This window comes from Sphingosinicella xenopeptidilytica (assembly GCF_042676985.1).
Classification (GTDB): Bacteria; Pseudomonadota; Alphaproteobacteria; order Sphingomonadales; family Sphingomonadaceae; genus Sphingosinicella; species Sphingosinicella xenopeptidilytica.
In genome coordinates this window covers 425364-448234 of sequence record NZ_JBHTIK010000005.1, presented here as the reverse complement: position 1 = coordinate 448234, position 22871 = coordinate 425364, and the positions used below count along the sequence as shown (strand labels likewise).

Annotated in this window: 18 protein-coding genes; 8 read left to right on the top strand and 10 right to left on the bottom strand. The window is 57.6% G+C overall.

All coding sequences use genetic code 11. From position 1 onward, the window contains the following. Positions 1-28: 28 nt before the first annotated feature. On the bottom strand, positions 29-1030 hold the full coding sequence (locus ACFQ00_RS10065; protein ID WP_381489808.1) for a zinc-dependent alcohol dehydrogenase family protein: 1002 nt from the start codon (positions 1028-1030) through the stop codon (positions 29-31). Positions 1031-1248: 218 nt separating this feature from the next. Here ACFQ00_RS10065 and ACFQ00_RS10060 point away from each other — a divergent pair, with 218 nt between their 5' ends. After that, complete coding sequence (locus ACFQ00_RS10060; RefSeq protein ID WP_381489805.1) at positions 1249-1683, top strand: hypothetical protein; 435 nt, start codon at positions 1249-1251, stop codon at positions 1681-1683. A 20-nt stretch (positions 1684-1703) separates the two neighbouring features. Here ACFQ00_RS10060 and ACFQ00_RS10055 read toward each other — a convergent pair whose 3' ends face one another. Further along, positions 1704-4511, bottom strand: a complete 2808-nt coding sequence (locus tag ACFQ00_RS10055; protein ID WP_381489802.1) for a LuxR C-terminal-related transcriptional regulator — start codon at positions 4509-4511, stop codon at positions 1704-1706. Between the two features lie 173 nt (positions 4512-4684). Between ACFQ00_RS10055 and ACFQ00_RS10050 the strand changes: the two genes are divergently transcribed. The 4 genes from ACFQ00_RS10050 (at position 4685) to ACFQ00_RS10035 (ending at position 10218) form a co-directional block, all read left to right on the top strand. Continuing rightward, positions 4685-5104 carry a hypothetical protein gene (locus tag ACFQ00_RS10050; RefSeq protein WP_381489800.1) on the top strand — a complete coding sequence of 140 codons (420 nt, stop codon included), beginning with the start codon at positions 4685-4687 and terminating at the stop codon, positions 5102-5104. Positions 5105-5248: 144 nt separating this feature from the next. Continuing rightward, a complete protein-coding gene (locus tag ACFQ00_RS10045) occupies positions 5249-6823 on the top strand; it encodes a hydantoinase/oxoprolinase N-terminal domain-containing protein (RefSeq protein WP_381489797.1) in 1575 nt (524 codons plus the stop codon). Positions 6824-6838: 15 nt separating this feature from the next. Further along, the gene (locus tag ACFQ00_RS10040) at positions 6839-7936 is read left to right on the top strand and encodes a DUF917 domain-containing protein (protein WP_381489794.1); all 1098 of its coding nucleotides are present in this window, start codon (positions 6839-6841) and stop codon (positions 7934-7936) included. Between the two features lie 140 nt (positions 7937-8076). Further along, positions 8077-10218 (top strand): TonB-dependent receptor, encoded by a 2142-nt coding sequence (locus ACFQ00_RS10035; RefSeq protein WP_381489791.1) that lies wholly within the window; start codon positions 8077-8079, stop codon positions 10216-10218. A 71-nt stretch (positions 10219-10289) separates the two neighbouring features. Here the strand turns inward: ACFQ00_RS10035 and ACFQ00_RS10030 are convergent, their stop codons facing one another. Continuing rightward, positions 10290-10703 (bottom strand): nuclear transport factor 2 family protein, encoded by a 414-nt coding sequence (locus ACFQ00_RS10030; protein ID WP_381489788.1) that lies wholly within the window; start codon positions 10701-10703, stop codon positions 10290-10292. Between the two features lie 187 nt (positions 10704-10890). Between ACFQ00_RS10030 and ACFQ00_RS10025 the strand changes: the two genes are divergently transcribed. Further along, a complete protein-coding gene (locus tag ACFQ00_RS10025) occupies positions 10891-12117 on the top strand; it encodes a metal-dependent hydrolase family protein (protein ID WP_381489785.1) in 1227 nt (408 codons plus the stop codon). 1 nt (position 12118) lies between these two features. Here the strand turns inward: ACFQ00_RS10025 and ACFQ00_RS10020 are convergent, their stop codons facing one another. The 7 genes from ACFQ00_RS10020 to ACFQ00_RS09990 all read right to left on the bottom strand — a co-directional run bounded on the left by ACFQ00_RS10020 (position 12119) and on the right by ACFQ00_RS09990 (position 19391). Next, a complete protein-coding gene (locus ACFQ00_RS10020; RefSeq protein WP_381489782.1) occupies positions 12119-12985 on the bottom strand; it encodes an NAD(P)-dependent oxidoreductase in 867 nt (288 codons plus the stop codon). 26 nt (positions 12986-13011) lie between these two features. Next, positions 13012-13503, bottom strand: coding sequence for a flavin reductase family protein (locus ACFQ00_RS10015; RefSeq protein ID WP_381489779.1), 492 nt, complete (start codon positions 13501-13503; stop codon positions 13012-13014). After that, on the bottom strand, positions 13500-14396 hold the full coding sequence (locus ACFQ00_RS10010; protein ID WP_381489776.1) for an alpha/beta fold hydrolase: 897 nt from the start codon (positions 14394-14396) through the stop codon (positions 13500-13502). The genes ACFQ00_RS10015 and ACFQ00_RS10010 overlap by 4 nt, the downstream gene beginning before the upstream one ends. Continuing rightward, positions 14393-15868: a 4-hydroxyphenylacetate 3-hydroxylase family protein gene (locus ACFQ00_RS10005; RefSeq protein WP_381489773.1), complete on the bottom strand. Its 1476-nt coding sequence runs from the start codon at positions 15866-15868 to the stop codon at positions 14393-14395. Before ACFQ00_RS10005 ends, ACFQ00_RS10010 begins: the two co-directional genes overlap by 4 nt. A gap of 13 nt (positions 15869-15881) precedes the next feature. Further along, the gene (locus tag ACFQ00_RS10000) at positions 15882-16832 is read right to left on the bottom strand and encodes a 3-carboxyethylcatechol 2,3-dioxygenase (protein WP_381489772.1); all 951 of its coding nucleotides are present in this window, start codon (positions 16830-16832) and stop codon (positions 15882-15884) included. A gap of 131 nt (positions 16833-16963) precedes the next feature. Then, positions 16964-18235, bottom strand: a complete 1272-nt coding sequence (locus tag ACFQ00_RS09995; protein ID WP_381490886.1) for an MFS transporter — start codon at positions 18233-18235, stop codon at positions 16964-16966. 64 nt (positions 18236-18299) lie between these two features. After that, positions 18300-19391 carry an NAD(P)-dependent oxidoreductase gene (locus ACFQ00_RS09990; protein ID WP_381489770.1) on the bottom strand — a complete coding sequence of 364 codons (1092 nt, stop codon included), beginning with the start codon at positions 19389-19391 and terminating at the stop codon, positions 18300-18302. 233 nt (positions 19392-19624) lie between these two features. Here ACFQ00_RS09990 and ACFQ00_RS09985 point away from each other — a divergent pair, with 233 nt between their 5' ends. Together ACFQ00_RS09985 and ACFQ00_RS09980 are read left to right on the top strand one after the other, a co-directional pair. After that, entirely contained in the window at positions 19625-21844 is a 2220-nt protein-coding gene (locus ACFQ00_RS09985) for a TonB-dependent receptor (RefSeq protein WP_381489768.1), read from the top strand. A 111-nt stretch (positions 21845-21955) separates the two neighbouring features. Further along, a complete protein-coding gene (locus ACFQ00_RS09980; RefSeq protein WP_381489766.1) occupies positions 21956-22753 on the top strand; it encodes an IclR family transcriptional regulator domain-containing protein in 798 nt (265 codons plus the stop codon). The last annotated feature ends 118 nt before the right edge of the window (positions 22754-22871 follow it).

Sequence of the window (22871 nt, the reverse complement as noted above, 5' to 3'; positions counted from 1 at the left end):
CGCAAAAGCCGGATTCGTGGCGGCGCCGTCATTCCGAGACCGCAACCACGATCTTGCCGACCTGCTTGCCGGACTGCATCCGCCGGTAGGCATCGGCGATCTTTTCCATGGGAAAGACACTGTCGATCGTCGGAGGCGGGAGTTCCCCCTTGGCAATGCGATCCGCAATAAACTTGCATCCACGCTCCAATGCCCCAGGGACACGAAGTTCGTTGATCAGCGAATAGCCATGAATGCCCGCCTGTCGGTGTACGAGGTTCAGGATATTCATGCTGAAGTTGTTATCACCAGAAAGCCCGCCATGAACATACATGACCCCTCCGAAGGCAAGAATCTCACTGAGCTTGGCCACATAGGGACCGCAAAGGGAATCATTGATCAGATCGACACCCTTCCCTTCCGTGACCTCCATCACTCTGTCTGCAAAATCGGGCTGGTCCGTGGACAGAACGACGTCCGCGCCGTGCGCCTTGAGAACCGGGGCCTTCTCGTCCGTGCGCGTCGTCGCGATCACGCGCGCACCCAGCAGCTTCGCGAGACGAATGGTGCCAAGACCGGTTCCGCCACTCGCTGCCGTGACCATCACCCAGGCCTTTGGCGCGAAGCGGAACCGTTCAGCCATCGGATAGTAAGGCGTGAGGTACTGCATCAGGAAGCCGGCGGCTTGCACCGAGCTCCAACCTTCAGGCCAGGCGACGAGAAAGTCCTCCCTGGCGAGCGCAGACTCACCGCCTGTCCAGTAGGGACCGTCCACATTGGGAACGGATGACACTCTGTCACCCGGTTTGAAGCGCGTCACGCCGGCACCGACGGCATCCACGATACCGCAACCTTCATAGCCAAGACGTATCGGCAGGTCGGCAGTCACATAGTGCCGCCCCTGGGTCAACAGCAGGTCGGCCTGATTCAATGCAAAGGCTGAAACCTTAAAGCGCACCTCGTCAGGACGGGGCTGGGCGACTGCCATCGTCCCAACCGTGAAATCGAAGCCGCTACCCACCTTATCGAAAATTGCGACCGCCTGGTCCATTCCCACCGCACTCCATTCGTTCCCCGACAGGCTAGGACGCAGCCTACGACCTCTCAAGAGAGCGAAAGAGTAGTGCATCTCCAAAACGGAGCGGTGGGCAGCGCCAGACCGGCAGCGCCACTCCAAATCCCGCGCCACTAGCCATTTGCCGCACTTCCAGCACCGAGGCCATCTTCGGATATTGCCGGACGTTCACAACCACATCGGAGAGCCTGCGCATGGAAGACGTTCAACCAGGATGTGAAGCCGCAATTGCGCAGCTCAAGCGATGGGTCAACGCCCTGATGGCAGGCGACTTCGACGTGCTGGAAAGCGTGCTGGCCGACGATTTTCAGTTTACGGTCGAACCCCGGTTCGCCGGCGGGCGGATGAACAAGCAGCAATTCATAGCCTTTGACCGCATGATCAAGAGCTGCAGCATCACGTTTCTTGGCATCACGGCACGCCGTATGGGTGACATGGTCACTTCACTGGCATTCGCCGAAGTGACTGAGGAGTTTCACGGCGACCTTGGCCCCGATATGCCGAGTGCGGCTGAAATGGCGGGACTCATGCAAGGCGCGCGCCTCGCTTATGGATCTGGCTGGCGCCAGAACAGCCAGGGCGAATGGCAATGCTTCAGCCACCATATTTTCGGATTCATAGACGGCTAATGACCTCGAGGTCCTGGCGATCACTCAAGCACATTGCTCGCGACCGCTTTCGCAACGGCGGCACGGCGGCTTGACACCTTCAGCTTGGAGAAAACCTTCTTCAAATGAAACTTCACGGTATGGTCAGTGATGCCCATGCGGCGCGCGATCACCTTGTTGGAAAGGCCATCCGCAAGGTGGCGAACGATCTCAAGTTCGCGGGCATTCAGGTCCATGCTGTCGATGCGTGCCATCGCGCCGCGGATCGCACGGTGCACCTCTTCAAGGTGCCGGCGCGCATAGCCGTCGATGGCGTCGCCGTTCAACAGCTCATCGATAACGGAGAGGAGAGCGCCCCCCTCTTCCGCGAAAGGTGCAACGAACCCTTCCGGGTATGCAAGCATGACGGCTTCATATATCCGCTCCCTGGCGCCGGTCTGCTTGCGCGTTATCAGAGTCAGCGCCGTGAAAATATGCCCTTTGATGAGCGCCCTCAGCCGCCCACCGGCCGCGCCGTGCTTCAAGAGAGTCTGGGCAGTTTCTTCTGCCTCATCATACTCCGCACACGCCATCTGTAGGCGGAAAAGCGCCACCAGAGACGCGTCTCGCTCGCGCCAGCCGCGCAGATCAGCGATATCGTCTTTTCCATAGGCGCAGGCCTTTAATGCGATTCCGTCGGCCAGGTGCCGCGCGCTTTCCGCATCGCCTGACCGCGCCAGATATTCGATCTCGAGAAATGTCAGGAAATCGGGGAGCGCCTCCAGACCGCCGGTGGCATGGAACCGCTCTTCGGCAATATAATCGAGCGCCGCTTGAGCGCCTTCTCTGACAAACAGTCGCGTCGCGATCGGCGGGATGGAAATCGCGTACTGGTCGAACCAGGATTCGGCCTTTCTGTGCTCTATCTGATGCGTTTTGAGTGTTTCAACTGCATGGTCACTATATTCCCGCTCGTATCGGATCACAGCCAGGATGAGCTTGGAAAGCGTCGGTGTACCGGCATCATAGGAGGCATCGAACTCCGATTCCTTCTTGTACCCGGCAATCACATCCATGGCACGGCGCATCTGCCCTCGGGCCGTGTGGATGAGCATTTCGTGCCCGATGATCTGATTGCCGCTGTATCTTGAATGCGCAATCGTGCGATATACGTCCCGCGCGCGTGCGATTGCCACCTCCGCCGCGTCGAAATTGCCGTGAATCTGATGCACCAGCATCATGACGATCTCGCAAGCCCCCCACATGACCGGGTCCTGTGCCGCAGCAGCGCGCACAATGTCATGCAACCGGATGGCTTCAGGGCCACAACGAGACACTTGGCACAGCGCGATCAGATCAACAAAGCTGCCGTCGATCAACAACCAGTCCGGATGGCCATCGGGATCGATGGTGAAATTCTCGGTTTCCTCTCTCAACCGCGCGATCATTGAACGGCTTTCCGCAAAAAAACCGCCCTTGAAATGCGCAAGAGCGGCCATGATCTGCAGGTTGGGATGCATCTGCATCACATCATCCGAAAGTTCCCGCAAAATCGTACGCAGGCTCACCGCGCCGCCCGCCACCATGATATGCATGGGCCGCAATTGCCCCACGATATGGTGCACCGTATCGACGGAATGCGAATCGATGGCTGCACGAATGGCTTCGGGATAACGAACCTCCGCCATGTACCAGTGCGCGGCGCGAATGGACAATTCCTGCCGGCGACGAGGATTCTGCGAAAGACGCTGGCGTAGATGTTCCAGAAGCAGCGGATGGAGGCGGTACACCATCGCTCCGTGCTCCCGCCCAGTCCACATCAACGACGACATGTTGTGCGCAGCCGCCATAAGTAGTGATGCGCTGTCATCTCGCCCGCGCATCGCGTCGGCCAGCTCGGCGGAAACTTCAGGCCGATCCGCAATATCGATGAGGAGATCAAGATGGTCTTTCGGAAGGCTGGAAAACAGCTGTTCCGCCAGATAGTTGTGCACCTCGGCCACATGACCGCCGAAGGTCGCCCTTTCATCGTGAACGCCCCGGCGCTGGCGCCAAAGACGGTACAATTCCGCAGTAACCGGCCAACCCTGCGTTTGAAGCGCGACTTCCGCGATCTCCGGACCCGTGGAATCCAGATCGAGCATCCAGGCCAGTTCATCGCGCCGCAGCCGCAGCTGATACGTATCGATCATCCGCAACTTCCCCTCAAGCTCAAGGGCAGACAGAGGGATGTTCGGAAAGGTCCGGGAAGCGATGACGAAGTGCAGAAGCGGCGGCGCATGCTCGATGAACGCCTGCATGATATTCGTGATTGCCGGATCGTTGACTCGCTCGAAGTCATCGATAACCAGCGCCATGGGCTGCCCGGCCAATTCAAGGCCAAGCAAGATATCGTCAAGCGTGATGTCATCCTGAACGTTGTCATCGTCCAATGCCGAGCCCTGGCCAAGATCTACACCCGCAGCAATCAACGCATGAGCAATCATCGTCAGAAACGTGGTCGGATCTCGATCGTGTTCTGAAGCTGAATAGTAGGCGATCATCGCCTGGCTATCAGCCTTCATCAGGCACCACTGGGCTAGCAGCGTGGTCTTTCCATAGCCCGCGGGGGCAATAACAAGCGTTACTCTATTCTCAAGACTCGCATCAAGACTTTCAAGAAGTTCGCGACGCTCGCAGAGCCTTCCACCCCTGGGTGCCGGTGGTTCCACGCGGCTGTTGGTGGCGCGGCGCTTCAACGTCTTGACGTGGAAACCGGTCTTCTCAATCGGAGCGCCCAGCTGCGATAATGGTACTTCGCGATCCGTCATGAACTGCCTGTCACTCATCCTGGTCTTTACACGCCGCAGATGGCGGAAACCGTCGATCACGAAGAGACTAGTCTCTGCCTGCCGGGAATCAAGATGCACGCACGATTAGAGCAGCGGTGCAAGCAAGGGAATGCCCGGCTACCCCAAAACCACGCGATACTGGCCGACGCGAGACCTTCTGGCGCATGGCCCGACCCGCTAGGTTGACGCCTGGGATTTTGAGGGAGGTTACTATGGAATGGAATGATCCTGCTGATATTGCCTTGGTATCACGCACGTTCGATGCCTGGGCCGCCGCAGTCATTGTCAAGGATCGCCCCCTCGTCGAAAGCTTTCACGACGATGGCTTTCGGGTGCGTCTCGGCGAGCGCCTGCTCACGAAGACAGAGCATGCCACTCTTGAGCTCACCGTTGCCGTTGAGGAAATGTCGATCATCTCGATCGACGCTACCCGCCGGGTAGGCAACATGCTGCTTGTCTGGTCCCAGCACCTGATTCGTGCACGCGAAGTTCCGCCCATTCCGGATTTAGGGTTGGAAGGAGACTGGGGCAACGCAGCTGCGGCCAAAGCCGGCTTTCGTCAAATAGAGTTCACTCTGTGGCGTCAGGACGGCGACCAATTGAAGTGCATGGTCTTCGAAGCACGGTCCTGACGCACGATCGAGGCAGATACTGGCCTCGCCCCGCATATTCGACTACCCAAAAATCCGGCATCGTTCCCCTCTCCCGCTCTCGTCCGATATCACGATTGCCTTAAGCTCTTAACAACCGAAGTCATCGCTTGCGCGGGGGGTCTTATGCAGAATCAGGGTCGTGGACAATTCCGTCTTGGCATCGATGTCGGAGGCACCAACACCGATGCCGTTTTGATGTGCGGCCGCGATGTTGTGGCAACGGCAAAGAGCTTCACGACCGCCGATGTCCGGACAGGAATCGTCGATGTCGTCACCCAACTTCTCGACAAGGCCAAGGTGGACCGCGCGCAGGTCCAGGCCGTGATGATCGGCACCACACAGTTCGTCAATGCATTCATCCAGCGCCGTGACCTCGCCCGCGTGGCCGTGATCCGCGCCGGATTACCCAAGGGAGACGGCGTTCCGCCGATGTCGGACTGGCCCGATGACCTGATGGCGGCCATAAGCCCCGAAATCTACATGGTTCGCGGAGGTTCGCACTATACGGGAACGGAATACGTACCGCTCGACGAAGATCAGGTGCTCGATGCCATTCTGGACGCTCGCCGCAAAGGATGCAGTGCAGTCGCGCTGTCTGCCTGCTTCTCGCCAATGCGTCCGGATATAGAGGAACGCGCTGCGGCCGTGATCGCAAAGGCCGCGCCTGACATGAGCATCACCTTGTCCTCTCAGGTCGGAGGCCTGGGTCTCATCGAACGTGAGAACGCGACGATCATAAACGCTTCGCTTCGCGACCTTTCGATCACGGTTGTCCAATCGATGATCGATGCGTTTTCCGAAATCGGTATTCCCGTTCCGATATACATCAGTCAGAATGACGGGACACTGATCTCGACTGCCGCCGCGAGTGAGTTTCCGATTCTGACCTGCTCTGCAGGTCCGACGAACAGCATTCGCGGCGCGGCATTCCTCACCGGCCTGGATGAAGCGATTATAGCGGATATCGGAGGCACCACGACTGACATCGGCTTTCTGCTGAACGGCTTCCCGCGCGAGACGACAGCAGCAAACACGATCGGAGGCGTGCGGACGAATTTCCGCATGCCGGATGTTCTGTCAATCGGACTCGGCGGCGGCAGCCTCATCGAGAAGCGGAACGGCGTCGTGACGGCTGGACCGCGTTCCGTGGGATTCCGTCTGCAGTCTGAAGGAATCGTCTTCGGCGGTACAACACTGACAGCCACTGATATCGCAGTCCGTGCGGGCCACGTGAACATCGGAGACGGCGCGAAGGTTCGCCACCTTTCCGACGACTTTATCTCACAAGCGCTTGATACCATTCACGATGCAGTCGAGATCGCCGTCGACCAGATCAAGACGAGTCAGACGGCAATGCCCCTCGTTCTTGTCGGTGGGGGTTCGATATTGTTGTCGAGGCCGATCAGCGGTGCCTCGGCCGTGCTGCGGCCCGATCACGCCGAAGTGGCCAACGCCGTCGGCGCCGCTATCGCACTGGTGAGCGGGCGTGTCGACAAGATGTATGACTACGGCCAGATCGGGCGCAACAATGCCATCGCCCAAGCCAAGCAGGAAGCTATTCAGTCGGCAGTGGATTCGGGCGCACTTGCCAGTGCCGTCGAGGTGATCGAGGTCATCGAAATGCCGATGACGAACATGCAGACCGAGGCCGTTCAACTCAAGGTTCGTGTCGCCGGGCCGCTGGCCGCCTTGACCTGAACCGAGGAGCAAAATGTGAAGATCATCGACAGCATCCAGGATGTACAGGACATGGCCCGGGGGGCGACGCTTCTCGGCACGGGCGGCGGCGGCGATCCCTATATCGGCGAACTGTTCATCCGTAATCAGATGAAGAAGGGCCGCTTCCCGACAATCATCGATCCGTCAGAGGTCGATGATGGCGCCTTCATCGTTTCCGTCTTTCACCTCGGCGCACCGCCACCGTTCGTTGAGCAACTGGTCAGCGAACGGATCCAGCTTGAGATCCTGCGTCGAACCGAAGTTCTGACCGGCCGCAAGATTGACGGATTGATCTGCGTTGAAATCGGCGGCTTCAACTCCACCATGCCTCTCGCCATCTCGGCCATGACGGGCATACCCGCGATTGATGCCGACGGCATCGGCCGCGCATTTCCGCGTATGGAAATGACCGCCTTCAGCATCAACGGCATCAGAAGTACGCCGACGCTGCTCATGGATGAGCTCGGCAACGAAGCGCTCATCAATACCGAAAACGATCGGATGTGTGAAAATGTCACGCGCTCCATCTGCTCCACCCTGGGCGCGCATCTGACGGGTGCGGGCTATCATATGTCCGGAAAGCAGATGAAGGAGAGCGCGATCCTGGGCACCGTCACGCAGACGCTCGAGATTGGGCGCACCATTCGCGAGGCCCGCGAAGCAGGCGAGGATATCTTTGGGAATCTTCTAGACAGCCTGAACCGAGGCGGACGCTTCGCTCGCATTCTTTTCGATGGGAAGATTGTCGATATCGTTCGCGAGATTCGCAATGGCTGGCACTGGGGCAAGGTCACCATGCACGGGCTCTCCAACCCTGATGACGAGCTCGTTATCGAACTTCAGAACGAATTTTCAATTGCACGCCTGAACGGCCGCCCTGTCACAATGGTGCCCGACCTCATCAGCGTCCTCGATCGCGAATCCGGAGAACCACGGACGGCCGAATCCTTGTCTTACGGCCAGCGTCTCAAGGTACTGGGATATAGTGCGGACCCGATCCTGAGGCGCCCGGACAGCCTGAAGGCTGTAGGCCCTCGCTGCTTCGGATTCGACGAGGATTTCCGGCCGATCGAAGAGCTTTTCCAGGATTAGCGGACCTGAATACTGTCGGCTGTTCGCTCTGAGAACGGCGCCTGAAATTCATTTGAGAGACGTGCGTGCGGGCCATAGCCTGTCGCCTTCCGGCGGTATTTCGCAGGATTTAAACACTAAGATCAAAAAGGGGAATTTCGGTGAAATCGATCAGCAGAAGGCCATGGTCCACACTCTCATATCTCCTCGCGGGAACACTCTTGTCCATGCCGGTGCAGGCGCAGGAGCAGGAACGACGGGAGGTTGAAGACATCGTTGTCACGGCGACGAAGCGCGAAGAGAGCATACAGAAGACGTCGATTGCCATAACCGCACTTTCGAACGTGCAACTGACCGAACGAGCCATCACATCGGCGCTCGAACTCAATAATGCCGTCCCCAACTTGCTTGCCTCACCGACCGGATCGTCATCCCCCGGATCAGTAAGCTTCAACATACGGGGAATTGGCCAGGTCGACTTCATCACCACAACGGAACCCGGCGTGGGCGTCTACCTCGATGGTGTCTACCTCGCTCGAACCATCGGCGCCTCGATCGAGCTTGCTGACATCGAACGGGTTGAGGTGCTGCGGGGACCGCAAGGCACGCTTTTCGGCCGCAATGCGACAGGCGGTGCCGTGAGCATCGTGACCAAGAAGCCAAGCTTCAGCGGCCTTTCCGGAGAAGCCAATGTATCGTTTTCGGCCTGGACGGACGATTGGCGACCCACATTGAGCGGCCGTGCATCGTTCAACGTGCCGCTATCGGACAAAGTTGCGGCACGCTTCAACGTGCTGTCCAAGATCAGCCAAGGCTGGGGAAAGAACAATGCCCCCGGCACTGGAGAGGGTCTGGGCGAACAGGCAATGGTGGCCGGACGCGCCGCCTTCCTCGTCGAAGCGAGCGACGCCTGGGATATCATCCTGACAGCAGACATCTCCAGCAACCGAGGCACCATCGCACCCATGGCGGGTATTCGCGGGCCGGCGATCACCAGCGAGAATCCCCTGAATGTCGCGCTCAGCGCGCCGACTTATGACGATATGGACTCTTATGGCCTTTCCGCAACGATCGAAGGCAGGATCGGCGACAGCATCAATCTCCGCTCGATCACGGCTTATCGGCATCAGGACGGCAGGCTGGGTCAGGATTCCGACGGAACCGTGCTTGCCGTTATCGACCAAGGCGTCGACTATCGCCAGCATCAGTTCAGTCAGGAAGTGCAACTGTATGGAGATGCCTTCGAAAGCCTGAAATGGCTTCTGGGCGGCTATTATTTCTATGAAAAAGGCACATTCCTGACGCGCGGAATGATCGCGTTCACGCCTGTGGATATTGATACGTACAATGATACAAAGTCTTACGCGGCATTCGGAAACCTGACCTTTTCCGTAATGGACGGGTTCAATCTCATCGGGGGATTCCGCTACTCGCATGAAGAAAAGTTTCTGAACGCCGAAACGCGCTTTGGGGGTATTCCCATCGTACCGGCAAGTGATAATTCGAAAACTTTCTCAAAACCGACGTTCAAGGCAGGCTTCGAGCTTTTCCCAACGTATGGCACCATGGTCTACGGCTCCTTCTCGCAGGGTTTCCGGAGTGGAGGGTTCAACGGCCGGCCGTTTTCACCCGCCGATCTTGCCCCCTTCAGCGAAGAAACCAATAATTCTTACGAACTCGGCTTCAAGGCCGATCTGTTCGATCGATCGCTCCGGCTGAATGGCGCGGTCTTTCATTCCAAGTATCGAAATATTCAGCTGACAGTGGCAAAGCCCGACCCCGTGATCGGCGTGATTGTCGTGACGGATAATGCGGGCGTCGCCAAGCTGCCCGGCGCCGAAGCCGAATTTCAGTGGATCGTCAGCAACCAGCTCAATGTCTATGGCTCGGTCGGATATCTCGACAATAATGGCTTGAAGCCGAAGGCGGGTTATACACTTCCGGGCGACACGCTCCCCCTCAGTTCTCGCTGGAACACCACGCTTGGTTTCTCACTGACAGTTCCGATGAGCGGACTTCAGGGCAAATTCAGCGCTGACTGGAACTATCGGAGCGGCTACTTCCAGTCGATCGACAATTCGCCGCTTATTCAGCAGGATGGTTTTCACTTATTGAATGCGCGCCTGTCGCTCTCGACTTCCGGGCGGGACGACTGGGAAGTCATGCTGTTCGCGAAGAATCTCACCAACAAGCAATATCGGGTTTTCGGGCAGGATTCTGGATCGCAGTTCGGCTTTCCGGTTGCAGTCGTAACTCTCGGTCAACCGCGCGAGATCGGGGTGTCAGCTCGCTTCCGCTTCTAGATACGAACCATTGACCACGCAAAAGGCCCGCGGAACATTCCGCGGGCCTTATTTTGGCGTCATCGAGCTGATCAGGAGAAGCTTTCGAGATCGACGCGATGACCTCCGAAATGGACAACTTCGCAAATGCCGGAAATTTTCCCGTCGCGAACGGAGTATATGCACATATCGTGCACGCGACCCTGGGTTCCATCGTGGGCCACGGTATCGCAAGTATAATAGACAAACACGTCCTCACCTTCCACAACCGTCCGCTCAAACGGAAGATTGAAGTGCCATGTCTTCAGCTTCGCCTGGATATCCCGTCCGTGGAGCATCAGATTATGACGGCCTTCACAAAGAAGCTGCCCGTTCAGTTCCATGCGGCAATCCTCCGTAAACAGGTCCGCAGCCTGTTCGGATGTCATTGCTATGCCCGTCACACAGATAGTGTTCATCGTGGTGAGCAATTTTTCAACCACCGAGAGTTTTTCGGCTCTGGTCATTCCTGCCTCCCGTATTGCTGCAGGAGCGATAGACGATAGAAGTCGCCATACGCACGTCTAAAACTGGGGCGGAAAAGGCGAATGCGAGTAGCGCGGCCGTCCCTTTTTCTTATCCACTACCCTTCCAAGGCGTTGGGTTCGCAGCCGCTGCCGTTATCCTGACCCCTGGTTTGGTGAGGACTTCAGAATGCTCGTTATCGAGAATTGCAGCATATTCGACGGCGTATCCGAAGAGGTGCGCCCAAACTGTTCAATCATTATCGAAAACGGCGTGATCCGCGAGATCAATGAAGGTGGCAATGCGCCTCGCTTAGATGACGTACCGATTATAAATGCCGCTGGCCGATTCGTGATGCCCGGTATGATCGATGCCCATTTCCATGCTTACGGCATTGAACTCAACCCCGCCCTTGTTGACAAGGTGAAGCCGGAGCTACGCGGTCTTCACGCCAAATATATTCTCGAAGCTGCGCTTGGCCGAGGATTCACGACGATTCGCGATGCCGCCGGCGGCGACATAGCCTTGTCCATGGCGCTTTCGCAGGGTCTTATCGACGGCCCGCGCTTTTTCTTCCCCGGTCTGGCGGTAAGCCAAACGGGCGGTCATGGCGACCTTCGGGCAGCCGGGCACTACGACAGCTGTCCATGCGCGTATTGCGGCTCCATGTCGGTTGTTGCCGACGGCCCTGAGGAGGTTCGCAAGATCGTACGCGAACAACTACGGACGGGCGCCACGCATGTAAAACTCTTTGTTTCCGGAGGTGTTCTATCTCCAACCGATCCGATCTGGATGAACCAGCTCGCGGATGACGAAATTCGCGTCGCGGTCGCGGAGGCGGAAACACGCCGAGCTTATGTCATGGCGCATGCGCATACCAATGAGGCCGTGCTACGCTGTATCGCGAATGGCGTCCGTTCCATCGAACATGCGACGCTTGTCGAAGCAGACGGTGCAAAAGCCATTGCTGATGCCGGCGCCTTTGTTATTCCGACGCTTGCCATTGGCGATACGATGCTTCGTGAGGGCGCTTCCATGGGCCTGCCCCGTGCCATGATTGACAAATTGAAAGAGGCTCTCGACGCATCCTCGCATTCCCTGGAGCGGCTTCGCTCAGCCCATACCCGAATCGGTTTCGGTACGGATCTGCTTGGAAAACTGATGCCGCAACAATCAATCGAATTTCGACTTCGCCGCGAGGTATGTCAGCCCGTCGAAATTCTGCGCCAGGCCACATCCACAAATGCCGCACTGCTGAACATGGAAGGCAAGCTTGGCGTGCTTGCGCCGGGCGCTTACGCGGATATTCTGATCATCGATGGTTCGCCGTTGAACGACATCACGGTTCTTGAAAACCACAGCCATATCCGGATGATCATGCGCGACGGACGGATCATCAGGAACACGCTCGACTAGATCATTCTCCTGTCAGGGCATCGAGAACCAGCTGAACCACATCACGATCCTGCCGCCCTGAAGCGGAAATGGCAGAAAACCCTGCCATGGCGCTTCGCGTAGCCGGTGCTTCGACATGCCTTCGATCCGCAAGTTGAAGCGAACGTTGCAGGACATTACAGACCCCGGCGATATCGTAGCCGACCTCGTTCGTCTCACCCCTTATGATGGGCATCTTCGATCGAAGCGCATCCGTTGCGACCGGGCTGCTCAGCAGAACCTCCAGCATCGCGTCCGGTGAAAGACCGTTGCTGCCACCCATTCTGAGCGCCTCTGCAAGGCTTTGCCAGTATGTGCAAAGGTGCATGATCACGACGAGCTTCATCGTCGAGCCCTGCCCCGATGGACCGATATGGACAAAATGCGTGGCAAGATGCGCAAACACAGGTCTGACCTTGTCGATCGCATCCACCGGACCTCCGGCAACGACTGTGATCATTCCCGCACGTGCCGGCCCGATGGTTCCGAGGATCGGCGCATCGACCATTACGCCACCGCGCTCGACAACACGGCTCCCCAGCCTTGTCACGAAATCCGGCATGACCGTGCTCGTATCAACAATAATACGGCCCCTGAGGTCAGCAGAAAGCATGCCATCAGAGCCCTCCATGATGGATACCAGCGCCTCTTCGTCTGCCATGGACGTCAGGACAATATCGCAATTTCGAACAAGCTCCGCAGGCGTCGCAGCCATGGATGCGCCCATTCTGGAAAGGGGCTCAGCTTTCGATTCCGTTCGGTTCCAGACTCTCAGCGGAAATCCGGCATCGATCAACCGCGATGCGAAGATTGTTCCCATGCGGCCCAGCCCTGCGATACCGATCGACATAATCCCGGCCCTTTTTGAGATCGTCTTCACGCCTGCGCCATCGTTGTGACCGACCCATAGTCGCCACGCCAATGCAATAATGGTTTTCGATCGAAGGTTCGGGCGTTCAGAACCCGCGCGATAAAGATGCGATGGTCACCGCCTCTCGCCAGCTTTTCGCGGACACATTCAATCCATGCTGCCGCACCATCGATCAATGGCGAATCATGGAGGCCCCGATTCCAGGCGACGTGAGAGAACCGGTCCATGGGGCTGCAAAAGACCCGCGATACGACTTCCTGATCATGTGCCAGCACGTTGATAGCAAAAGCTTTCGACTTGGCGAAGACCGGCATGCAGTAACTCGTTTCGATGACGCTCCACAGCACGAGTGGCGGGTCGAGCGAGAGTGAGCCGAAACTGCTGACTGTCATACCGAACGGCGTGCCTCCTTCGTCACTTGTGGTGATGACAGTGACACCGGTTGGCATTTCGCCCATGGCATTACGGAAATGACGAGCGTCGATCGCCCCCATCATATCGCCTTTACGGATGCCGGAAGTTCCTGCCCAAGCAGAAAAGCGATGTGCAATCGGTTGAAAAGGTCCGCGTTCTCGTATTGTGGCCAATGTCCGCAGCCATTCATCACAACATATTGCGCGGCGGGAATCATCTCTGCAATCTGCCTGCCTTCTTCCGGCGTCGCAGTCGGGTCGTGGGAAGTCCAGACGATCAGGGCCGGCGCCTTAATGGATCGGTATTGCGCTTCGCTGATCATGTTCCGGCGACGGATGTCCATGTCTTGCAGACAGAGTATCCGTGCCATCGCATCGGCAAAGTGCGGTTGCGAATAGATGGCCCGCCTTGTCTCCACGAGATCGTCCGACACCCTGCTTTTATCGTGCATCAGGAATTCAAGGCGCGCACGGATCCTTTCCGGGCTCGGATCGGTGACCGCAGCTATGGAGAGTGCTTTCAGACGCTCCATGACATCAGGATGCGCGGTCCAGCCACCTGCCGTATTGAGAACGACGCGGCTGACCACTTCAGAGTGGTGTACGGCAAGCCAGGTGGCGACCCAGCCTCCAAGGGACTCACCCGAGATCAGAGCCTCGCTCCGCCCAAGCGCGTCCAGAACAGCAAGTACGTGCTTACCGTAGTCGGCGATTTCATAAGCGAGGCTGGATTTGTCCGACCAGCCGTGGCCTACAAAATCCATCGCCACCGTGTAAAAATGCTCGGCATGTGGACCGAGGTTTCGTGAATAGGCTTCGGCGTGCCCTCCGGTACCGTGTAGCAACAGTAGCAACGGCTTATCTGGCGAACCGGCTGTCAGCACGCGCGTACGGATTCCCCCTGCCTCGATGAAATCTTGCCGGAATGCCGTGTTGGTCAAATCAGACCAGACCGATGAATGGCGCGATGCGTTCATTTCGCATCCTCCAGCATTCTCGGATCTCCAGCGAGCGCAAGCGCGCGGGCCACCAGCTCATCCGGACGCTGGTCACCATATGTCAGATAGTTGGAGGCAAGCAATCGCACCGGATCTCCGGCGTAGTAACGCTCATACTGCAGTAGCCGCTGTCCGAAGCCCTCGCCCGCCAGATCCCAGGCCAGCTTGAACAACCGAACCCGGTCTATCGAAGCCATGTCAGCACCTTGATAATAGAGGTCCATATCCTGTCCGAGCTCAGGCACACGGAAGTCTGCGCCCGTTGGCATCATCATAAAGCCGCCAGCCGCGATCGTCTGCAGAACCTCAATGACGCGGGGATACGCGGTTGGCATGAACGTACGAAGCGCCTGTAGCGGTGGAAGCGAGGTTCGCAGCGTTCCGGCCGGCGTCTTTTCCGCTTCCGCCTCCGATCGTACGAGACCGCTCTTTATCATTTCAACATAGCCGAGACATTCCCCCAGCATCTTCTGCACATGAAGGAACTGATCGGCCTTGATCGAGCGGGCCAGCGCCATTGCAACCCCCACCGCGAACTGGAACTTGACAAGGGCGCGCACGTTGGTCTGGTGCGCTGTGTGGTTCCGGATCGCGCTATCCGGATACATAGCGTTACACAAAGCCACGTCTCGAAACACGAAGACGCGCTCCCACGGCACAAACACATTATCGAAGATCAGAAGCGCGTCCGCTTCCTCGAACCGCGTGGAAAGCGGGTGATCGAAACTTTCCTTCGTTCCGGCAAGCGTATAGGGTTCACGCGCGATCTGCCGCAGACCCTCCGTGTCGGCCGGAATCGCGAAGACAATGGCATGATCTTCATCGCCTGGCCGCATGCCTGGATGATTGTACATCAGAAGCTCATCGGCAATCGGGCCCAGTGTTGCGATCATGCGTGCGCCGCTCATGTAAATTCCGGCGTCCGTTTCCTTGACGACGCGCAGATGAAGCTTCGCCTGCTCCGAGGATGATTTTGAACGGTCGTTCTGCGGTGTGATCAGTGCATGACTGAGGAACAGATCATTGTCCCGAACATAGCGATAGTAGTTCGTCACATTCTGGGCAAACTGCGCTCCACCGCGCCCAAACACGTCGGCTGATTCCCACATTGCAAGCAATGTAGTATTCAAAAAATCGGGAGACCGTCCCATCAGGCCGAACGTCATCTCGGACCATATCCGGAATGCCTCTCTCCGGCGTTCCAGATCCTGCGTCGAGTAGGCAGGCATGAAGGCCGTGCCTGCGCGCCGACCCGTTTCAGGCACCACATAGGTAAGCGTATCGGCCAGCTCCGGTGATAACTGGGCATCATAAAGACGCGCAATCTGCTCTATACTGCCGGAGAAAGCCGGATGCGTCGTCACATCGGTAACGCGCTCGCCGCCGACCCACACGGCCCTTGGGCGCGCCTTCAAGCCATTAATGAAATCACTTCCGCTTCGTGCCGCCATTCCTGAAAAACCCCTATCCTGCTACGACTGATGTCGCGGTGATGATGCCCATGCCCGTGATCCATTCCTTCACGGGCGCATAGAAACTGTCTTCGATATCGTAGGATCCCTGCTCGGCGGCGAGCGCCGCGAGTGCGGCATGCCAGCATCGCAGCTCATGAGCACCCGCTCCGCCATCTGCGGATATCTCGTCATCCGAAGCGGCTTCGAGACCGCCGAACTCGCGCCTTGCATAGGCCGCCATGACATGTCGGTCCCAATCCGGGTTGAGGGGACGAAGCCGGGACCTACCCTCGGCGAACATTGCACCTTCCGCATAGGTCCGGGCTTGCCGCGCAGCCCGCGCAGCAAACGACATTTGCCCACCTTCGCGCAATCTCGCCGCTTCGTCCCCGGCCGACAATGCGATCGTCGGAAGCGGCGGATCATGCGAGAGACCGCCCGATCCGATCAGCAATATGCGCTCTGGTCTCCGGCGCGCCCAATCGCCAATGGCCTTCCCCAGTGCGCGGGCGCGTGCAAAACTCGGGCGTGGCAGCGCGGCACAATTTATGAAAACCGGAATGATGGATATCGGATCGGCATGTCCGGCCAGCAGCGTAATCGCCATCGCACCGCCATGATCGATCGGCATGCGATAAGATTGAGCAACATCGAAATCATGCGCCAAGCAATGGGCAATACACGAAGCCGCCGCTTCCTCCGCGATATCGAGTTCGCCTGGCGCAGTGCCGTAGTCGCCGATGGAAAAACCACCTGCACCAATGCAAAATGCCGGGAGCAGATTATAGAGAAAACCGTTCAGGTGGTCGGGATAGAAGATCACTGCAAGCTCGCTTGCCGTTGCGGCCGCAAAATGCCCGGCCCTCTCGACCGCCTCGGTCCAGCCCGCTTCTGTCGCGGAATCAGCGCGGTTGTGATCGATTAGTGGACTATGAGATAGGCATATGGCGCCGGTAATCATTTCTATCGCTCGCCCGATTGTAAAACTCACTCCAACAGGCGCTATGCGCGATGCCGAGGTCGTTCAACGCAGGCGGTCTCGTCGTTCACGGAGTGAACAGCACCAATCGGCACCTCATGCTGCGGCGTGTGCTAGCGTTCTTTTGCAGCACTTATGGCGAGCTTGCGATACTGCGGCAGCGCCAAAGCCAGAAAAAGCGCGGCCAGCCCTATGCTTGCCCCGCTGACAATGGCCAGCGAAAAGTTGATGGCCTGAGGGTCGGAAAATACCCGATCGTTCAGGAAAGCCACTGACATCGGCCCAATGCTCATGCCAATCGCATTGGTTGCTATGGTGAGCAGCCCGATCGTTCTGCCACGCAGCTCATTGGGGGTAATAAGCTGCAGGGATACCTGCGGCATCGCAACCGGAAAACTGAAAAAGAACATCGAAACGGCGATCAATGCTATAGCCACTTTGCCGCTCGGCATCAGCGGTGCAACAATGGCCACCGGCAACAGCAGAACAAGCCCCCCGATCGCGATGAGCATCGGCGCATCCGCATGTCCACGTTTCATAAGCCATGACGCCAGCCAGCCAGCCGTGAAGATACCCAGGATTCCTGGAACCATCATCGCCAACCCGAACGCCGCGCCCGCCTCCACCATTGTCCAGCCGTAGATACGCGAGAGAAAGGTCGGACCCCACAGAAACATCGCGAACGTATAGATCCCGGCAAAGCCAAAGCCGAGGTTGTGTTGAAGTATCAGCCATCTCCTCCGCCATAGAAACACAAAGCCTTCGCGGAACGATACACCGCCTCCGACAGAACGACCGATACGCTGCGGCTCTCGGGTAAGGAGCAGCATCGCGCTGACGAACAACCCAAGGAAACCCACGAAAAGAAGCGTTGTCTGCCAGGGCATCGTATTTCCCAGAAGCGGCAAATCGACAGGGCCAACCTGTATCGCCAAGCCGTAGACCCAGCCACCTGCCACGAAGGCGAAGGAAGCGCCAAACAATCCCGCTGCGATGAAGCAGCTCATCGCGATCGGCAAGCGTTCAGGGCGAAAATAGTCCGCGAGAAGAGATGAACAGCATGGCATCATCGCGGCTTCACCAAAACCGACACCGATGCGCGCGATGAACAGGACGATAAAACTCTGCGCTCCGCCGCCGAGAGCGGTCATGACGCTCCATATAAGGACGGCAACGGCGAGGATACGCACGCGTGTCATTCGGTCGGCGAGCCAGCCGAAAGGCAGCGCCATAACGGCATAGAACAGGCCGAACCCCAACCCGAGAAGGCCGATCTCGCTGTCGGTCAGGCCAAGATCTTCACGAATGGGATCGATGAGCAGGCCGACAATTGCCCTGTCCAGTCCGGCAAGCAGAACAGTAACGGCAAGCGTTCCGAACGCAATCCACGCCTGACGCTCCGGAGGCCAGGCAATGGAGCGTGTCGACGAGGGTGCAAGAACGTGCAGCCTAGAAATAGGACGAATCCACTTCGCACATCAAAGGCCGCCCTTCGATGAAATTCTCCAGATTGTCGATGAACAGCTGGTCGTTACGTTCCAGAACACCATCTCCAGCCCATGAACAATGTGCAGTCAAACGAATGGCCGGGTGAGCCCAAAATGGATCTTCAGCAGGCAAGGGCTCCTTGCGAAATGCATCCAGTATCGCGATACGCGGCGCACCTCGGTCAAGCGCGCACAAAAGAGCGGCGTCATCGATGAGGCCGCCGCGCGAAATGTTGATCAGCATCGAGCCAGTCTTCATTCTCTTAAAAAAAGCATTGTTCGCAAAATCGGCAGTCTCGATGCTGAGAGGAAACGTAAGAATGACGACGTCCATCTCGCTCAGCATTTCCAGACCCTGTGCGTTGTTTACCACCGCATCGACATGTGCGTCAGGTGTCAGCGTACGCCGCGTGGCGGTTACGCGCGCACCCATCGATTGGGCTCGCCGCGCAATCTCGCGCCCGTTACTGCCGTAGCCGAATATCATCCACCGGGATTTCGCCATCTCTCGAAACGGCGTAAGCTCCCACCGGTGTTCAGCCTGGGCCGAACGCTGTGCCACGATCGGATACCATTCCGCACTGACCTGAGCCATCACATATTCGGCGATCGCCGGTGCCATGGCATTGCTGTTGCAAAGTCGGCGACCCCGGAGCAGCATAGCCTGGAAGATCGATGTATCTAGCCCCATCTTCTCCGCAGCTTCCCATGCACGCGCAGAAAACTTGATGCCGTAAGCCTTCATCTTGCGGAAACTGGTATCGAGCCCAGCATTGAAGGTTTGCACCCAACGCACGTTCGCTTCGCTCAGTGCGGTATCCAGAAACAACTCGGCCTTGTTCTCATCGAACACGTGCCGCGTTATCCACACGATATCCGGGCGAACATGGTTGGCTTCGACGCACTTCCCCTCGAAGCGAAGCGTTCCATCGCGCATCGCGATCAACGGGCGAACCGCTGGAAAACGGCGAGCCAGCTCGGTTGCGATCCGATCATGATCCCGCTGGTATAAGAATGTGATCATATCCGAACCCTGCTCCGATGTGTCCAGCAAGTGACTTCACCTTAGTTGATCGGCCGAGTTTGACATGAGTCTCGAAGGGCGGCCGCCCGAAGAATAGGGTAGCCGTCCCGCTTTCAAGAGGAGCCAATCCTGAGGGAGCATCAGGCTACCCATATCCCCTCGATCACTCCCCCACGGACGCATTGAAGCCGAACGCAGCCCGGATAGGCTTGCAAAGAGGGTCAGAAACGGCGCTTCGAGAGAGAAAAAAGGGGGTTAAACGCATGACTATAAAGAACAAATCGCGATTCTTCACCGACGCGCTGTGCACCAGCCTGTTGGCCTGCACAGCAATTTCACTGGCGTCAGGGGCCGCCTCCGCACAGGAAACGCCAGAGAGCGCCGTAAACGAAGTCCCCGAGATCACCGTTACCGCCCGTCTGCGCAACGAAATGCTGCAGAACATTCCCGAATCGGTGACCGCCTTTTCCACCGAGACGATCGAGAACGCGCGCATCCGGAAAATGGATGACTTCATGGGCCTGACGCCCAATGTCGAGTTCCTTCCTGCCCAGTCTCCCGGAAACTTCAAGATCAGCATCCGCGGCATCAGCATGACCGGCCTCGGCGAAGCGCCCGTTGTCATGGTGGTCGACGATGTGACACTTCCCTACCCCAACGCCTTCAATACGCCGCTCTTCGATATCCAGAGCATCGAAGTGTTGAAGGGGCCGCAAGGTGCGCTCTATGGCCAAAATGCTATCGGCGGCGCCATCGTCGTGCGCACCAAACAACCTTCGAACGCGTTTGAAGGCCGCGTGACGGCAAGCTACGGCGCGCATAACGAACGCAGCTTCATCGGAACCGTCAGTGGCCCGATTGTCGAAGATGTCCTGCTTTTCCGGGCTGGCTATTTCTACAATCACTTCGGCGGCGATGTCCGCTATGCTTATGCGCCGCGTGAGAAGCAGAACCGCTTTACCGAGCATACTGGCCGTTTTGATCTTAAATGGCTCATGAGCGATGGCATCAGCCTCGATACGAGCTTCACCTACAGCAAGACCGACGCGGGCGGCGGCACGCTGGTTCCCGAAACGCTGAGCACGGGATCTGGCTTTCCGAACGTGACAACCGAAGAGCTCAATGAACTGCTTGTTCTTGGTGTGCCCAACCAGGACCTGCATTCCGAAACGTCACGTGAGTTGATCTCCGCTTCGGCACGGTTCGCAGCAGATCTCGGCTTCGCTGAGTTTTCCTGGGTTTCAGCCTACACGGACATCAAGGAAACCAACTATCAGGATGCTGATGTGGCCTCGATTCCGTTCGTCGGAGGCACACAAGACCAGACTGTCGATGCCTTCTCGCAGGAGCTGCGCCTCACGTCTGCGGACACCGGACCATTCCGCTGGGTGGTCACCGCCTTCGGCCAATGGACGGACCGAAAGCAGCCGCAGGACATCAGGGCAAACCTCAATCTCATTCTGAACGGTGACATTGATCCCGCCAATCAGATTCTGGTGCCCGCCTCCGTTCTGACTCGTTATCAGAACCTGAACTCAAAAGCCGTCGCCGCGCAGATCAACTATGATATTCTTCCAACGCTCGAACTGACTGTCGCCGGGCGCTATGATTACAACCCGCGCAGTCAATTGACACGTAGCTTTGCGCCAGCTGCCGCAGATGTATCACTCGAACGTACGTTTAAAAAATTCCAGCCGAAGACGTCACTCGCCTACAAACCGAACACGGACCTCACCTTCTACGCGACCTATGCGGAAGGCTTCCGGGCTGGTGGTTTCAATGCGAGCAACGCAACCTCCTCAGTCCTTCCGGCCTTCGACGCCGAGGAGACAAAAACCGTTGAAGTCGGCACGAAGTTCACGCTTTTTGATCGGCGTCTGACGGTTGCGCTCGCAGGCTACACAACGGAATATGCGAACCAGCAGCTTACGCTGACCTCAACGGCAGGCGGCGGGCTTGTTCAAAGTGTTTTCACCGTTGAGAAGAGCCGGATCAAGGGAGTGGAACTCGATTTGCAGGCGCGTCCGTTCCCGGGTTTCCAGTTCGGCATCGCAGCGGGCCTGCAAGATGGCGAGATCAAGTCCTTCGGCGATTCATTGTCAGGCCCGAGCTTCGATACCAGCGACTTTGTCGGAAACGATGTACCGCTGCTTCCCAAGTACACGCTGGCGATGAATGCCCAGTATAGTGCGCCGATCTCCGATTCTCTTGAAGGCGTCCTCCGCGTCGATTTCACGCGAAAGGGAAAGCTCTATTGGTACGCTGATAATGTTTACACCCGGAAGCCATTTAACCTTGTGAATTTCAAGGCGAGCGTTCAGGGTGAGAACTGGGAGTTTGGCGTTTACGGACGAAATATTTTCAACGTTGATTATAACGTCGACTACTTCGACAATCTGTTCGTAGGCGCCCCCGGCGGCTTCAATTTTGGCTTCCGCGGCGAAAAATCACGCTACGGCGCAGAAGTCACGTACCGTTTCTGATGAATGCGATCGCGGGACGACAGGCCAGGACTCCCTGTCGTCCCGTGACCCCTATGGCGCTAGCATTCCACTCTTCGCATTTCGAAACGTCAATGACGTGAAGGACACGGGATGCCCGCCAAAAATCCGGTTCACAAGGACGTCCGGGCACTCCGGCGAGGCATTATGATACTGGAAGCCTTGGCGGAACACGGATGGGCGAAACCCGTGGACCTTGCGAAATTCACCGGAATCGACCGATCGAGCGTATACCGGATTGCCGGGACTCTCGAACAACTCGGTTTTGTGACCCGCCGCCAGGAAGATGGCGCGTTTGCCCTCTCACAAAAGGTGCGGATGATCGCGGCCGGCGTGCGTACCGATGAACTCATAATCGAGCAAATCAGCAGTATTCTTGCCGACCTGACACAAGAGATCAGCTGGCCGAGCGACCTCGCCATATTCTCCGGCGGCGAGGTTGTCATCCAGGCGTCTACACACGCGCTCAGTCCCATTACCTTTCATCGTGCAACGGTTGGACAAGCGCGTTCGCTGCTCGATACAGCTCTTGGACGTGCGATCATGATGGTTTTGACAGACGACGAACTGGATGCTGCAATCGACTTCGCCGGCCGCGCGTACGCACGCAACAGCAAAGAGCCCGATCGTGCCGCCATCGCCCATATGAACACGCGCTATCGTGAAACGGGCTATGCGTGGTCAGTCGGTAGTGTCGACGAGAATGTGTCAGCGATTGCTGTTGGCTTCCGTGCAAAGTCCGGACTCGTCGGCGCTGTCAATATCGTTTTCTTCCGCCGCGTTCTGTCACCTTCGCAGGCCGCCGAACGATATCTGGAGGCGCTACGCGGCTGCGTTGAGAAGATCGCAGTGCTGGATGCGACAACACGGCGGCATCTTAAATGGAGCTAGAACGGCAGCACTTTCCGTGTGGCATCGTGTTGGAAACTCCGGCTACCCAATTTTCGACTGCGCCATCCCAGGCACCTCTGGCCTCGCAGCGGGCAAGCGCACTACGCACACGCACGAG